Source organism: Saccharibacillus alkalitolerans (assembly GCF_011090185.1).
Classification (GTDB): domain Bacteria; phylum Bacillota; class Bacilli; order Paenibacillales; family Paenibacillaceae; genus Saccharibacillus; species Saccharibacillus alkalitolerans.
Window position 1 is genome coordinate 166,560 of record NZ_JAAFGS010000004.1, and the last position, 14,785, is coordinate 181,344.

Annotated in this window: 13 protein-coding genes and 1 riboswitch; of the genes, 3 read left to right on the forward strand and 10 right to left on the reverse strand. The window is 58.9% G+C overall.

Features of this window, described 5'->3' with window-relative positions; all coding sequences use genetic code 11:
* The 10 genes from GYN08_RS12650 to prfA all read right to left on the reverse strand — a co-directional run bounded on the left by GYN08_RS12650 (position 1) and on the right by prfA (position 11,570).
* Positions 1–837 (reverse strand): carbohydrate ABC transporter permease, encoded by an 837-nt coding sequence (locus tag GYN08_RS12650; protein WP_166274729.1) that lies wholly within the window; start codon positions 835–837, stop codon positions 1–3.
* The gene (locus tag GYN08_RS12655; RefSeq protein WP_166274731.1) at positions 837–1,718 is read right to left on the reverse strand and encodes a carbohydrate ABC transporter permease; all 882 of its coding nucleotides are present in this window, start codon (positions 1,716–1,718) and stop codon (positions 837–839) included. The genes GYN08_RS12650 and GYN08_RS12655 overlap by 1 nt, the downstream gene beginning before the upstream one ends.
* Positions 1,719–2,263: 545 nt before the next feature.
* A complete protein-coding gene (locus tag GYN08_RS12660; protein WP_166274733.1) occupies positions 2,264–3,511 on the reverse strand; it encodes a serine hydroxymethyltransferase in 1,248 nt (415 codons plus the stop codon).
* Between the two features lie 101 nt (positions 3,512–3,612).
* A complete protein-coding gene (locus GYN08_RS12665; RefSeq protein WP_166274735.1) occupies positions 3,613–4,197 on the reverse strand; it encodes a TIGR01440 family protein in 585 nt (194 codons plus the stop codon).
* 177 nt (positions 4,198–4,374) lie between these two features.
* A riboswitch (ZMP/ZTP riboswitch) is annotated at positions 4,375–4,457 on the reverse strand.
* Positions 4,458–4,629: 172 nt separating this feature from the next.
* Complete coding sequence (locus GYN08_RS12670) at positions 4,630–5,211, reverse strand: low molecular weight protein arginine phosphatase (protein ID WP_166274737.1); 582 nt, start codon at positions 5,209–5,211, stop codon at positions 4,630–4,632.
* Positions 5,212–5,250: 39 nt separating this feature from the next.
* Positions 5,251–6,486 (reverse strand): L-threonylcarbamoyladenylate synthase, encoded by a 1,236-nt coding sequence (locus tag GYN08_RS12675; RefSeq protein ID WP_166274739.1) that lies wholly within the window; start codon positions 6,484–6,486, stop codon positions 5,251–5,253.
* A gap of 43 nt (positions 6,487–6,529) precedes the next feature.
* Positions 6,530–7,810 (reverse strand): FtsW/RodA/SpoVE family cell cycle protein, encoded by a 1,281-nt coding sequence (locus GYN08_RS12680; RefSeq protein WP_166274741.1) that lies wholly within the window; start codon positions 7,808–7,810, stop codon positions 6,530–6,532.
* Between the two features lie 167 nt (positions 7,811–7,977).
* On the reverse strand, positions 7,978–9,234 hold the full coding sequence (locus GYN08_RS12685) for an FtsW/RodA/SpoVE family cell cycle protein (protein WP_166274743.1): 1,257 nt from the start codon (positions 9,232–9,234) through the stop codon (positions 7,978–7,980).
* 352 nt (positions 9,235–9,586) lie between these two features.
* The gene (gene prmC, locus GYN08_RS12690; protein WP_166275575.1) at positions 9,587–10,483 is read right to left on the reverse strand and encodes a peptide chain release factor N(5)-glutamine methyltransferase; all 897 of its coding nucleotides are present in this window, start codon (positions 10,481–10,483) and stop codon (positions 9,587–9,589) included.
* 19 nt (positions 10,484–10,502) lie between these two features.
* Positions 10,503–11,570: a peptide chain release factor 1 gene (gene prfA, locus GYN08_RS12695; RefSeq protein WP_166274745.1), complete on the reverse strand. Its 1,068-nt coding sequence runs from the start codon at positions 11,568–11,570 to the stop codon at positions 10,503–10,505.
* Positions 11,571–11,982: 412 nt separating this feature from the next.
* On the opposite strand from prfA, the gene GYN08_RS12700 reads away from it, so the two are divergent.
* The 3 genes from GYN08_RS12700 to GYN08_RS12710 all read left to right on the forward strand — a co-directional run bounded on the left by GYN08_RS12700 (position 11,983) and on the right by GYN08_RS12710 (position 14,752).
* A complete protein-coding gene (locus tag GYN08_RS12700) occupies positions 11,983–12,846 on the forward strand; it encodes a response regulator (RefSeq protein ID WP_166274747.1) in 864 nt (287 codons plus the stop codon).
* Complete coding sequence (locus GYN08_RS12705) at positions 12,837–13,298, forward strand: chemotaxis protein CheX (protein WP_166274749.1); 462 nt, start codon at positions 12,837–12,839, stop codon at positions 13,296–13,298. Before GYN08_RS12700 ends, GYN08_RS12705 begins: the two co-directional genes overlap by 10 nt.
* A 191-nt stretch (positions 13,299–13,489) precedes the next feature.
* Positions 13,490–14,752, forward strand: coding sequence for a DUF2087 domain-containing protein (locus GYN08_RS12710; protein ID WP_166274751.1), 1,263 nt, complete (start codon positions 13,490–13,492; stop codon positions 14,750–14,752).
* Positions 14,753–14,785: the final 33 nt, after the last annotated feature.

The window sequence follows — 14,785 nt, forward strand, 5'->3', positions numbered from 1 at the left end:
TTACCCTTTCACGGCGCCGGCCGCGATGCCCGACACGATGTATTTTTGCATGGCCAGGAAGAAGATGATCACCGGAGCGATGCCCAGCACGAGCGCCGGAAGCGCCAGGTCCCACTGCTTCGTGTACTGACCGAACAGCATGAACGTCGCGATCGGAATGGTCTGCAGATTCTCGCTCGTCAGGATGAGGGAAGGCAGCAGGTAATCGTTCCAGATCCAGAGCGTGTTCAGGATAATGATCGTCACGTACATCGGGCGCATCATCGGATAGACGATCCGGAAAAAGACGCCGTACGTGCCTGAACCGTCCACCCGCGCCGCCTGCTCGATTTCGAGCGGAATGGACTTCATGCTGCCGTGGAAAAGGAACACCGACAGCGGCGCGCCGAAGCCCAGATAGCAGAGTATGAGCCCCCACAGGCTGTCGCTGAATCCCGCCCGGCTCGTCACGTCCATCAACGGCAGCATGATCGATTGGAACGGAATGACCATCGCCGCGACGAACAAGCCGAACAGCACGCGGTTGAACACCGAATCGTGGCGTACCATCTGGTAAGCCGTCATGGAGCTGAACAGCACGAGCAGCAGGTTGCTGAATACCGTGACGATCAGCGAGTTGCGCAGCGCGGAAGGGAAATCGATCGCTTCCCAGCCGGCTTTATAGTTCGCCCACTGGATCGAACTCGGCAGGGCGGCGGCGTCGGACAAAATCTCCCCGAACGTCTTTACCGAGTTCGCCAGCAGGAAGTAGAACGGCACGAGGAACAGCAGGCCTATCAAAATCAACAAAATTTCGACGATTAACGTCTTGACGCGGTATCTCGAATCTTGTTCCATTAAGCTTCAACCTCCCTGCTCTTGGTAGCGCGGACCTGAAGGGCCGTAATGATGGCGACGATCACGAAGAAGATGACCGCTTTCGCGGTGCCGAGGCCGAGACGGCTGTTCGTGAACGCTTCGCGGTAGATGTCGAGCGCCACGGAGCGGGTCGCGTTGAACGGTCCGCCGTTCGTCAGCGCCAGGTTCAGGTCGAACATTTTGAAAGACCAGGAGATGGCGAGGAACAGGCAGACGGTCACGGCCGGCATGACGAGCGGCACGATGATCTTCCAGAGCGTCTGGCTGCGGCTGGCCCCGTCGATCTGCGCCGATTCCAGCACGTCTTTGGAGACGTTGCCGAGCGAGGCGATGTAGATGACCATCAGATAACCGGCGTACTGCCAAACGAACACGATGACGATGCCCCAGAACGCGGTCGGCTCGTTGCCGAGCCACGGCAGATTGAAGAACGACAAGCCCGTCGCTTCGCCGATCGCGGCAAATCCGCGCACGAAGATGAACTGCCAGATGAAGCCGAGCAGCAGGCCTCCGATCATGTTCGGCATGAAGAAGACGGTCCGCAGCACGTTTTTGCTCTTGAGCGGCTTCATCAGGAAATAAGCGAGGAAGAAGCCGAGCAGGTTCGTCAGCACCACGGCGACGACCGTGAAGCGCACCGTAAACCAGAAAGCGTTCCGGAAATCCGGATCGGACGTGAAGATATGGGCGTAGTTGCGCAGGCCGACGAACTCCAGGCTGCGAGACACTCCGTTCCAGTTTGTCATGGAGTAATAGATCCCGAGCAGAAACGGAATCAGGACAATCAGAACGAAGAAGATCGTGGTCGGACCTACGAAAACGAGCTGCTGTGTCCACTGCGAAATTTTTTTACGGCTCAATCCGAATCCTCTCCTCTGTAGGGTCTGTTGTGGAGCCTCCGGGAACCTCTCGGCGGAAACCGAAACGGGGATGCAGAAGGACGGCGCCATCCGGCTGCAATCCGGGAATCGCTTATACGCGCGATAGGGCATCGGTTCCCGGCATGGGACGCGCAAACGGACTTGTCGTTCCATTCGAAGGCATCGGACTTCGCTGTATGTACGGACCGGGATGAAAGTAACGACGGCCGATGCGGTCAAAAACGGGTACGTGAGCCACAGGCTTGCTTGCGCGTCCGCGGTTAAAGCGATTGCAAACGCAAAACGTACTGTTTATATACCCTGTTTCGGCTGCTCTCTGTCACTCTTCCTTAAATTACCATTTTTCTCCAACGAATGATCTCTTCTCTTCTAAAAAGAAACGGCCGTACAGACGGGTTTTCCCTCCGCTTCCCGGGTATGCCCGTCCGCCGCTCGCAGAGGTTTCCCCCTTTTTGCCGACGCAAAAACCCCCGGTTCGAAAGAACCGAGGGTTTTGACGACCGTGCCGAAAAGCGGCCCGACGATTAATACTGCATATCCGGGTACAGAGGGAAGCGGTCGGTCAGTTCCTTCACGTTCGCGCGCGCTTTGGAGAGGACGGCCTCATCCTTCGGCGCTTTCAGGACGGAAGCGATAATCTGTCCGATCGACTTCATCGCGTCTTGATCCATCCCGCGCGAAGTCGCGGCAGGCGTACCGATGCGGATGCCGCTCGTGATGAACGGGCTTGTCGTGTCGAACGGAATGGCGTTTTTGTTGACCGTGATGCCGACGGAGTCGAGCACGTGCTCGGCATCCTTGCCCGTGATGCCCACGCCGCGCGTGTCGATCAGCATCAGGTGGTTATCGGTGCCGCCGGAGACGATGTCGATGCCTTCGCCGATCAGCGTGTCGGCCAGCACTTTGGCGTTAGCGACGACGTTCTGCGCGTATACCTTGAACGACGGGTCGAGCGCTTCGCCGAACGCGACGGCTTTCGACGCGATCACGTGCATGAGCGGTCCGCCCTGGATGCCCGGGAACATCGCTTTGTCGATCGCCTGCGCCCAAGGCTTTTTGCAGAGGATCATGCCGCCGCGCGGTCCGCGCAGCGTCTTGTGCGTCGTCGTCGTCACGAAATGCGCGTGCGGAACCGGCGACGGGTGCACGCCTGCTGCCACGAGGCCCGCGATGTGCGCCATGTCGACCATGAACAGCGCGCCGACGTCGTTTGCGATCGAAGCCAGCGCTTCGAAGTCGATCGTGCGCGGGTATGCGCTGGCGCCGGCAACGAGCATGCGAGGACGATGCTTGAACGCCGCTTTGCGCACTTCGTCGTAGTCGATGCGGAAGTTGTCTTCGCGCACGCCGTACGCCACGAAGTTGTACAGAATGCCCGAAGCGTTGACCGGGCTGCCGTGCGTCAGGTGACCGCCGTGCGCCAGGTTCATGCCCAGGACGGTATCGCCCGCTTTGAGCGCCGCCAGGTACACGCCCAGGTTGGCCTGCGCGCCGGAATGCGGCTGCACGTTGGCGTGTTCCGCGCCGAACAGCTCCTTCGCGCGGTCGCGCGCCAGGTCTTCGACGACGTCGACGTGCTCGCAGCCGCCGTAGTAGCGCTTGCCCGGATAACCTTCGGCATATTTATTGGTCAGCACCGAACCCATCGCTTCCATGACGGCTTCGCTGACGATATTCTCGGAGGCGATCAGTTCGATGTTGGCCTTTTGACGGGTAAGTTCCAGTCCCATCGCTTTCAGTACGGCCGGGTCGCTTTTTCTCAAATGCTCCATGTTTACGTATTCCTCCCTGAGTTCGAAAATTTTCGTCTGTGCATCATCGATTCAAAAACGTCGGAGCCTTCCGCGCTTGCGGAGAGGCCCGACGCCCATGCCTAATCGCAAAACGTCGAATCGGCTTCTTCCGGCAGACGGTACACCGCCCGCTCCCCGCCGATCAGCGGCGGACGGGTGAGCGCCGCGTTCACCCGCGCTTCGCCGATCCGGCGCACGGACAGCCGCAGCGGGACGGCCACGCGGCGCAGATGCATGCCGATCAGCGTCTCGCCGATGTCGAGCCCCGCATGAGCCTCGATCGTTTCGGCCAGCGCCGGCTCCTCCATGCTCCGATACGCGGCGGAAGCCATCGAGCCGCCGGCTTTAGGCACCGGAACGGCCGAGACTTCGCGCAGTCCCAGCCGCTCCAGCACCGAACGTTCCATCACCAGCGCGCGGTTCAAATGCTCGCAGCATTGATACGCGACGTCGAAGCCGAATTCTTCCTGCGCTTCGCGGATGCCGGCGAGCAGTTCCTGCGCGACTTCGAGCGCGCCGGACGTTCCGATATGCCTGCCCGCCACCTCGCTCGTACTGGTGCCGACGACCAGTACCCGGCCGGGCTTAAGCCCGGCCGTCTCCGCCAGTTCCCGTACCGCCAGCGCCGCCTGACGACGGATCGAATCTTCGCGTTCCTGTTCCATCTCCGTCACTCCTTCGCTGAATGCCATTCGCCGGATTACCGGCGTTCCACTAACGATCATAACGCCGAAGCGGCATAAAGAAAAGCGGGACGGCGGCAAACGCCGGGAACGCTGCGGCCGAACTTGCGAAAGCTTCAACAAAAACAAAAAGAGCGACCACGCGCAAAACGCGAAGCTGCTCTTTGCCCAGGCGACCGGCCGATAACCCCGGTGCTCCATCGTGGTTGAACCCACATTTGTCGCCAGTTACACCGGGTCTGCATTTTCACCTTCATCATAAGGCAGCAAAGGCTAAAAATCAACTCCATTTTGGATAAAAGACGGACAAACAATGGGAATCGTTTCACTTACGTTCGGAATTGTCCGCCGTTCAAAAAAAAGCTTCGCCCAAAGGGCGAAGCTCGGTCTTCCTTGCGCGAATACGATCGACTGTCACTCGCCGCGTTCCAGCTTGTCGAGCAGACGGTCGAGAGCCGCGCGAATTTCCGCGGCCGTCGCTTCGTAGTCATCACGCGAACCTCCGAAAGGATCGGAAATATCGAAAATCGGAACGCGCTGCCGCAGTTCGATCATCCGACGGCTTACCGAAGCGTCGACCGACTCGCCGAGCGCGCGCGACAGCTCGGCCGACGCCAGCAGACCGTCCAGTTCCTCCAGGTCCGCCAGCACGTCGGGATCGTCCTCCACATATTCCTTTAAAGTATGCGTCCGTCCCAGCGCTTCCGGGAAGCATCGCAGCACGTGGCTCTTATGCGCCCCGGTCAGCGTCAGAATCAGATCGGCCCATTCGACCGATTCCCTTTCCAGCGGCGAACTGGTCAGGCGGTCGCCGATGTCGTGATCGCGCAGCACCGCCTCCGCATGGCGGGAGATCGGTACGCCCCGCGACGCCGCGACGCCGGCCGAACGCACATCCAGCTGTATGCCGCGCCGACGCGCCATCTGCCGCAGCAAAGCTTCGGCCATAGGGCTTCGGCAGGTGTTTCCCGTGCATACGAATAAAATGTGTTTCAAGCGAACCGCCTCCTTGCTTCGGAATGGATAAGATGTCATTCAGACGCGATGAATCCGGCCGCCGGCCGCCTTGCCCATCCGGTTCATGACGGCCGAACCGATGCCTTCGTCTCCGCAGCCTTCGGCGACCATGTAAGTCGCGCCTTCTTCGTCGAAACGGCGCAGCGCGGCGTACAGCCGCGCTGCCGCTTCCCGCAGATCCCGCCGGCTGCCCAGCGGCAGCGCGATGTCCGCCAGATCGCGGTAGCTTTCCAGATGCTCGTCGAACGCGAGCACTCCGGTCTTCTCTCCGCGCTCCCTCGCGGCCGCGAGCAGACCGCGGATCGTTTCCGCGGCCGGCTCCTCCGCGCCGAGCACCACTTCGAGCCGTCCGCTCGGCGCGTAATGCGTATACTTCATGCCCGGCGAACGCGGCGCCTCGTCCGCGGAGGACGCTCCGCGCATCGCTTCGCCGCCCTCCGTCTCCTGCCCCCCGGCGCCCTCTCCGCCTTGCGCGCCGGAAGAAGACCCCTCGGACGCCGCCGCGGGGTCGATGTCCGCGGAGTGATCCGCGGACACGGCGCGCACCGGCGCGCCGAGCACCCGGCCGATCTCCTCGGCCGAGATGCCGCCCGGCCGCAGCACGGTCGCCCCGCCCGCGGCATTCGTCCGCACGACGGTGGACTCCACGCCCACGCCGGCCGGTCCTCCATCGACGATGCCGTCGATGCGGCCGTCCAGGTCCTCGCGCACATGGCTCGCGAGGGTCGGGCTCGGGCGGCCCGAGCGATTCGCGCTCGGCGCCGCGAGCGGGCAGCCCGACGCGCGGATCAGCGCCAGAGCGATGCCGTGATCCGGCATCCGGACCGCCACGGTATCGAGGCCCGCCGTCACTCTCGGCGACAGCGCGCCGGGAATCACCGGCAGGACCAGCGTCAGCGGTCCCGGCCAGAACGCGTCCATCAGCTTCCTGTCCGCGTCCGAGACGTCCAGCACGAACTTCTCCAGCTCCGCCCGGTCGGCGATATGCACGATCAGCGGATTGTCGGACGGGCGTCCTTTGGCGGCGAATACGCCTTCGACGGCTTCCGTACTGCGGGCGTCGGCGCCGAGACCGTATACGGTCTCCGTCGGGAACGCGACCAGTTTGCCCGCCGCGAGCAGGTCGGCGGCTTCACGAAGACCGGCCCGGCCCGCTTCTCCGGACGATTCGCCCGCTAAATTGTTCCCCGTGAAACCCTGGTCGCTTACGGTCCACACCGTCGTATGCCGGGACTTCTTATGCTTCGAGTCCATGTTTCCCCTCTTTCCGTTCCCCTTCGGGGCTTAGCGCCAGGCTTTACCTGCCTTCGCCCCGCGAAATCTTCGCCTTCGTCCGGCCGAATCCCAACGTAGGCAGCTTCAGTCCGCGCATTTTGCGCTGCGCTCCCTTGTCCGCCTCGTCCAGATGGTCGGTCCGCAGCATGTCTTCCGTCTTTATGAATTCCTGGTTATACACATGGATGCTCATCACGACGCCCATGCTGGCCATGTTGATCAACAGCGAAGTACCGCCGTAGCTGATAAACGGAAGCGTAATGCCGGTAATCGGCATGATGCCGATATTCATCCCGATATTTTCGAAGATTTGATACAAGAACATGGCGACGACGCCCACGATAATAAAAGGTCCCGCGCGATCGCGGCATTCCAGCGCGATCACGATCATGCGGTGAATCAAGATAAAGTAGAGCAGCATCAGAACGGCCATGCCGACAAACCCGAACTCCTCGCCGATGACGGTAATGATCGAGTCAGCGTACGTATACGGCACTTTTTGCGAGAGGTCCCCGTTCATATAGCCTTTGCCGAGCATGCCTCCGCTGGCCACCGCTTCGAGCGCTCGCGTCTGGTGATAAGCCGACTTGTCGTTTACACCAGGCATAAGAATAGGATCGAGACGCTTCAAATAGTGCTTTTGTTCGCTCATATGTTCGCCCACGAACGACACGATCTGCGGATGGTACGCGCGGTAAGCGGTCACGCCGCCGTACAGCAGGCCGCCCGCCAAGATAATGAAAATCAGCGCATGCGTATACTTCAAGTTGCCGATCCACAGCAGCGCCGCCAAGATGATCGCATAACAAAGCGCGTTCCCCAAATCGTTTTGAATGATGACGAGCAGAAAAGGAATCATCGCGACAAGCCCCACCGGAACGACGTCTTTCCAAAAGCGCAGCTTCTCCTTCTGCTTGCGCACCAGAAACGCCCCGATTCCGATGATCAGAACCAGCTTGAATACCTCGGCGGGCTGAATGCTTACTCCCAAAACGCTGATCCATCCGTTGGCCCCGTTAATGCCGTTGCTGCTCAGCGGACTCCAAACCAGCATCAGCACGCCGATTCCGAAAATATACAAATAGAGCGCGTATTTGACGAACAGCTTGTAATTGATAAACGACACGATGAAGAAAACGATAAAACCCAGCACGTAATAAATCGCCATCAGCTTATCCGAACCCGCCATTTTGGCATTGCTTCCGCCCGATACCGCGCTGTGAACGACGGGAATGCATACCCCCGCCATCATCAGCAAAATGATTACGATCGTCCAGTCGATATTTTTGATCTTGCCCAGCATCGCGCAGCCTCCCCCGGCAACACGCCGCGCCGATCGGTCCGCCGCGTGTCGGTTGATTGTCAAACGAATGTCTCGTCCAGCCGTCGTACGCTTTCTTTGCAATCCCTTAATATCCGTTTATTCTTGTACCTTCCAACAGGCCGCTCATGCTTTTTCGTTCGGCGGTTTTACGCCTTCTTCGAACGCCCGCCTACTCTCGACAGAGCTCCGCGAATCGCCTGAATGCCTCCGTCGTCCGTCTTGACCCCTTTGACGTCCGCGAATTCGTCCTTCACGACATCTTCCCGCGTGCAGGCCCGGATGCTCATCACGACCCCGATGCTCGCCATGTTGATGAGCAGCGACGTGCCGCCATAGCTGATGAACGGGAGCGTGATCCCCGTCAGCGGCATCAGGCCGATGAACATGCCGATATTTTCGAAAATCTGATACATGAACATGGCCACGATCCCGATGATGATATACGAGCCTACCCTGTCCTTGCACTCCAGCGCGATGACGATCATTCGGTGGATCATGATGAAGTACAGCACCAGCAGGAAAGAAATGCCCACGAACCCGAATTCTTCGCCGATGACGACGATGATGGAATCCGAATACGTATAAGGCACGAGCGAACCTGTCGGATTTTGCACCATTTCGCCCTTCATGTAGCCCTGCCCCATCATGCCTCCGCCCGCGATCGCGAACTTGCCGTTCTTGGTCTGCCACGAAGCGTCGCGGCTTGCCTCGTCGGGCATCAGCCACGGATCGATCCGGTCCAGCCAGTGCGCGCGGTGCAGCGTGTTCGCCATAAAATCGGAGACCTCATCGTGATAAGTGACGTAAGCTTTGATCCCGCCGAACAGCAGTCCCGCCCCCAGCACGAAAATGATCAGCGCGTGAAGGAACTTCAAGTTGCCGATCCACAGCAGTCCGAGCAGGATGAGCACATAGCTGAGCGCGTTCCCCAGGTCGTTCTGCACCATGACGACGGCGAACGGGATAAAAGCGACGATCCCGATCGGGATCACGTCGGCGATGAAGCCCAGCCTATCTTTGTTGCGCCGGGCCAACAGCGCCGAGATCGCGATGACGAGCGCCAGCTTGAACATTTCCGCCGGCTGCATGCTGATCGGTCCGAGCTTCAGCCAACCCTGCGCGCCGTTCTGAGTCTGCCCGAGCGGCGTCAGCGTAAGCAGAAGCAGCAGCATCCCGCCCCCGTATACAATCCAGAAATACTTCGTGTACACCCGGTAGTCGACCAGCGTCATGAAGAAAATAACGCCGAAGCCGAGAATGTAGTAAATAATCATCTGCGCGTCCAGTCCTCTGAACTTGTCGCTGTTCGCGACGGCGCTGTGCACGACGGGAATGCAGATCCCCATCATAAGCAGCAGCACGATAATCAAGGTCCAGTCGGTGTGTTTCCATTTCATCAGCATGCGGTACGTTTCCTCCGAAAAGCCTTAAGGCCAAATATTCCCTCCGGCAGCGCCTTATCCGGCGCATGCGCCAGCCCGGCGGACCGCCGCGCGGCCCGCCAAGCTTTTCTCTGTCTGTTTATGTCTTCTTCGCCGATGCGACCGGCCTTCTCTTATTGTAGGCGATAATGCGTGCCCTGTCATGTTGACGACGGGCGCCCTTTCCTTCCCTGCAGCTGCGGCAAAAGGCGGGAAGCGCAGCGGCAAGCCGCCGTCGCCCCCGCCTATGCGCGGCATCCCGTACGAACGTCCTCCGCAGGGGTCCGTCCGCAATAAACGAACCTTCGGCGCACTCGTCCCGCAGCTTCTACGTTCAGGCGATCCCGATCACGTGCCGGCCGATGCCCGCCAGATCGAACACGGTCTCGACGGTGCGCCAGCTGCCGCGCGAACGCAGCATATCGGCCACCTCTTCCGCCTGGCCCATGCCGAGCTCGAACGCGATCAACTTCGGATCGCGCTCCAGCAGATCGAGCTGCTTCATCATCTCGCGGTACGGCCACAGTCCGTCAGGACCGCCGTCCAGCGCGCCTCGCGGCTCGAAATCGCGTACTTCCGGCTGCAGCTCCTCGATGTCGGCCGCCGGAATATAAGGCGGATTCGATACCAGGATATCGAACGCCTCTCCTTCGAACGGCTCGAGCAGGCTGCCTTCGCGGAAATGCACGTCCGCGCCCAGCCGCTCGGCATTGCGCCGCGCGACGCCGAGCGCGCCCGGCGAGATATCGCTTGCCGCCACCCTAAGCTCGGGCCGCAGCAGCTTAAGGCTGACGGCGATGGCGCCGCTGCCCGTCCCCACGTCGAGTACGGAAGCCGGGCCTTCCGGCCACAGCGTCTTCGCCCGCGTCAGCACCGCTTCGACGAGCAGTTCCGTCTCCGGCCGGGGAATCAGTACGTCGGGCGTCACTTCGAACGAGAAACCGTAAAACTCCTGGTCTCCCAAAATGTACTGCGCCGGTTCTCCGTCGCCCTTGCGGGTGATCGCGTTCTCCCAGCGCTCCCGGAACGTCTCCGGGAACGGGTCGCGCAGCGCCATCACGTACTGCGCTCCGGACATGCCGAGAATTTCTTTCAGCAGAAGCCGGGTATTTTCGTCCGCTTCGTCCACGCCCTTCTCCCGCAAAAAAGAAGAAGCCTCCGCAAAGGCTTCCCGGAGCGTCAAGCCATCGCGCAATTGAAAGCCGCCCCGGCCCGAACGTACTTTATTCAACGGATCGGTATTCAACCGATCAGACTCCCTTTTCGATCAGTTCGGCCTGTTCGGCGATCGTGAGCGCGGACACGATCTCCTGAATGTCGCCGTTCATGATCTGATCGAGCTTGTGCATCGTCAGGCCGATGCGGTGGTCGGTGACGCGGCTTTGCGGGAAGTTGTAGGTACGGATGCGTTCGCTGCGGTCGCCCGTACCGACTTTGCTTTTGCGTTCGCCGGCATACTTCGCTTCCTCTTCCTGACGCATGACGTCATAGATCCGGGAACGAAGCACCTGAAGCGCTTTTTCCTTGTTCGAGTTCTGTGATTTGCCGTCTTGGCAGGTCGCCACGATTCCGGTCGGAACGTGCGTCACGCGAACGGCCGATTTGGTCGTGTTGACGGACTGTCCGCCGGCTCCGCTGGAGCAGAACGTATCGACGCGGATATCTTTGTCGCTGATGACGATATCGACTTCTTCGGCTTCCGGCAGCACCGCTACCGTCGAAGTCGACGTATGAATGCGGCCGCCCGATTCCGTCGCCGGGATCCGCTGCACGCGGTGCGCGCCGCTCTCGTATTTCATTTTGCTGTACGCGCCGCGGCCGTTGATCATGAAGATCACTTCCTTGAACCCGCCCAGGTCGCTTTCGTTCACGTCCATCAATTCGACCTTCCAGCCCTGCGCGTCGGCGTAACGGCTGTACATGCGGTACAGATCGGCCGCGAACAGCGCCGCTTCGTCGCCGCCGGCCGCGCCGCGAATTTCGACGATGACGTTCTTGTCGTCGTTCGGGTCCTTCGGCAGCAGCAGGATGCGGATTTCTTCCTCCAGCTCGGCTTTGCGCGCGGTCAGCTCTTCGATTTCCATTTTGACCATTTCGCGCATTTCGTCGTCGAGCTTCTCGCCCTGCATTTCCTTGGCGGCGTCAAGATCTTCGACAACCCGCTTGTATTCCGTATAGGCTTCGAAGGTCGGCTGCAGATCCGACTGCTCCTTGGAGTAGTCGCGCAGCTTTTTCGAGTCGCTCGCCACGTCCGGATCGCAGAGCAGTTCGCTCAATTTTTCGTAACGGTCAACCAGGGCTTGCAATTTATCCAACAAGGTTGGTCACCTCTTTATATTAGATTTTTATATGAGATGGGGACTTCGAATTCGAGTTATCGCTTATAGGCCGGCAGCTGCTTCATAACCGCTATAAGTGCACGCCGATGAACATGCTGTTCATGCCTCCGTTTTCACGTTTAATGAGGAATAAAAAAAGGTAGAAAAAGAGCCGTTCGCATCAGTGTGCGACGACTCTTAATTATAGCACAGTGCTGCAGGATTGCCTATCGAAACTTCCCCCGCAGTCTCTTCATTTTTTACTCAACATCCGCGCCCGTTCTGTCGATATTATAGAATAATACGCCAGTCCCGGCCCAGCACGGTTTCTTTCGACGACCGAATGCCGAACTCCCGGCGTAAACTCATTCATCTTAAGCAAATTGGACAACAGGAGAAAGGAAGGGGTCATATGGCAGCTGCAAGAGTCGTAATCGTGGATGATTCACCCTTTTCGATAGCGGTCATTCGCAACATTCTCGAAGAAAACGGATTTGAAGTCGTAGGAGATGCCGGAACGTTGGAGGAAGTCAAGCAAGTCGTCGCGGCCTCGCGGCCCGACCTGGTTACGATGGATATGACCCTGCCCGGAACGGACGGACTGGAATGCACGCGTGCCGTCCATGCGATCGATCCGAACGTCAAAGTCATCGTGATCAGTTCGATGATGGACGAAGAAATTCTCAAAGAAGCCAAAGAAAATCACGTATCCGGCTATATTCAGAAACCGGTGGATGCCGACGAACTGATCGCCGCGATCCAGCGGGTCACCGCATACGACGAACTGTTCAAAGATTTGGAAAACGAATATTTCGAAGTATTCAAGGAATCGCTTAAGGACGGGCTGAACCGTATGACGAAGACCCTCCTCACCTACAAAAGCGAATCCGAACTGCACGAAGATTTCGAGTCCCGCGGAATCGCCGTGATCGTCGGAATCATCGGCAAATTCTCCGGCAGACTGATGATCGATCTCAGCAAAGAAACGGCGCAAGCACTGGTAGCCGCGATGATGAAGAAAGAACCTTCCAGCACGGCGGAGATCACCGCCGCCTTGGCCGAGTACACCAATATCGTGGCCGGCAACGCATGCTCGATTTTGAATAGAAAAAACAAAGCGTTCGGTCTGCGGCTCGCTCCTCCGTCGATTATGCACGGCGACCGCATGCTGATTTCGCAAGCAACGTTTAAGACTATGAGCGCGACCGCGGACACAAGCTACGGCGAAGTGCTGCTGAATGTCGGTTTCAAAAGAGGTGAGGACAAATGGACGTAGCTCACGTTAACCCGTTTATCGATTCGTTCATGAACGTGATGCCGCAGTTGGGATTCGCCGACGTTCGCAAAGGCGGACTCGGCGTCAAAGGACAGGAGCTCACCTGTTCCGGCGTCATTATTCTGGTCGGGATCGTCGGCACGCTGAAAGGGAACGTCGTTTATCGAATCGACACGGAAAATGCCAAAAAAATCGCTTCGACCATGATGATGGGCATGCCGGTCGAACAGCTTGACGATATGGCCAGAAGCGCGTTATCCGAGTTATCCAACATGCTGACCGCTACGGCGGCAACCGGATTCGCCAGCACCGGGATCAATATCGATATTTCTACCCCGACCCTGCTCTCCGGAGAGAACATCTCCGTCAAAATGAGCTCCAAGCAGGTGCTGAGCCTTGAACTGCTGGCGGGCGACGTTTCGGTCGAGGTATTGATTTCGTTCGAAAAGTGAGTTTGGTGTACAGCAAAACGAAGAGCCGCTTTCGTCGCTTGCGACGGAGCGGCTTTTTCGGTTTTCCGAATATCCAAACATCAAGCATTTTCGTCTGTCATTTGACAAACACGAACAATTAGTGTTTATATATAAACAAATAAATATTTAATTCGTCTATAATTAAACAAACAAAGAGAGGAAGTGTCTTCATGCAGTCTCCCGACACGTTATGGAACGCCCCCTTGGAAGATCTCAAAAAAGGATACACCCGCACCGGCGAGACGCTCGTCTGCCTGTTCTGCGGCAGATCCGCGGAACAAGGTCTGATCTATGCGGAAAACGGCGTCTTCTACGAAGCGGAGAAATATATGCGGCGGCATATCGAGACGGAGCACGGTTCTTCGTTCCGGGCGCTGATCGGTCTCGATAAAAAATCGACCGGGCTGACCGATCATCAAAATGCGCTGCTGCGGCTGTTTTACGAGGGACGCAGCGACGACGAGATCAAGAACGAGCTGGGCATCGGCAGCGCTTCGACGATCCGCAACCATCGCTTCGTGCTGAAGGAGAAAGAACGGCAGGCTCGCATTTTCCTCGCGCTTATGGAACTGCTTAAAGAGGGAGGCGGCAGCCGGGAACCGGCCTTCATCGCGCCGCATCCCCGGGCCCGCATGATCGACGACCGCTATAACCTGACGGACGAAGAAGAACGGGAGATTTTGGGCGGCGCGTTTCCGAACGGCCCGGACGGCCCGCTCCGCACTTTCGATCTCAAGGAAAAGCAGCGGCTCGCCGTGCTCCGGCACATCGCGGCCCGGCTCGACGACGAGCGGCTGTATACGGAGAAAGAAATCAACGCGGCGCTCGAACCGATTTACGCCGATTACGCCATTTTGCGCCGCTTCCTGATCGAATACGGATTTCTGGACCGCGAACCGGACGGCAGCGTCTACTGGACGACACAGGGAGGCAGGCCGCTCGCCTCTTCGGTCGTTTCCGCACCGGGCAGCGATAGACCGGCCGACAAGCAAAAAGCGCGCCGGGCGCTGCAAACCGAACCGAAAAACAAAACCGATGCTCCGGCGCGCACGGAAACCGAAGAGGAGGAACTCCCGATGAACCGCCGAAAAGAACTGCAGGCCATGTACAAGGAGATGAAGCAGGAAGCCGGCATTTACCGGATCCGGCACAAGGAAAGCGGACGCTCGTTCGTCGCTTCGCTGCCGAATCTGAAGTCGATGGACGGGCGGCGCTTCGAACTGAACGCCGGCAGCTTCCAGAACAAGGAGCTCCAGCGCGATTGGAAGGAGTACGGCGAAGACGCGTTCGAATTCGAAGTGCTCGAGGTGCTCGAGCCGTCCGAAAATCCTTATGTCACGACCCGCGAGCAGCTCGGCGAACTGGAGACGAAGTGGCTCGGCAAGCTGAAACCGTACGGGGAACGCGGATACAACCGCCGCCCGTCGGAGTAACCGGCACGCGCCTTCCGGCGTCTTTTTCCGCAG

Coding starts and splice junctions, on each gene's coding strand:
- GYN08_RS12650 (WP_166274729.1), bottom strand. CDS start 837: ATGGAACAAGATTCGAGATACCGCGTCAAGACGTTAATCGTCGAAATT.
- GYN08_RS12660 (WP_166274733.1), bottom strand. CDS start 3,511: ATGGAGCATTTGAGAAAAAGCGACCCGGCCGTACTGAAAGCGATGGGA.
- GYN08_RS12665 (WP_166274735.1), bottom strand. CDS start 4,197: ATGGAACAGGAACGCGAAGATTCGATCCGTCGTCAGGCGGCGCTGGCG.
- GYN08_RS12675 (WP_166274739.1), bottom strand. CDS start 6,486: ATGGACTCGAAGCATAAGAAGTCCCGGCATACGACGGTGTGGACCGTA.
- GYN08_RS12680 (WP_166274741.1), bottom strand. CDS start 7,810: ATGCTGGGCAAGATCAAAAATATCGACTGGACGATCGTAATCATTTTG.
- GYN08_RS12685 (WP_166274743.1), bottom strand. CDS start 9,234: ATGCTGATGAAATGGAAACACACCGACTGGACCTTGATTATCGTGCTG.
- GYN08_RS12700 (WP_166274747.1), top strand. CDS start 11,983: ATGGCAGCTGCAAGAGTCGTAATCGTGGATGATTCACCCTTTTCGATA.
- GYN08_RS12705 (WP_166274749.1), top strand. CDS start 12,837: ATGGACGTAGCTCACGTTAACCCGTTTATCGATTCGTTCATGAACGTG.
- GYN08_RS12710 (WP_166274751.1), top strand. CDS start 13,490: ATGCAGTCTCCCGACACGTTATGGAACGCCCCCTTGGAAGATCTCAAA.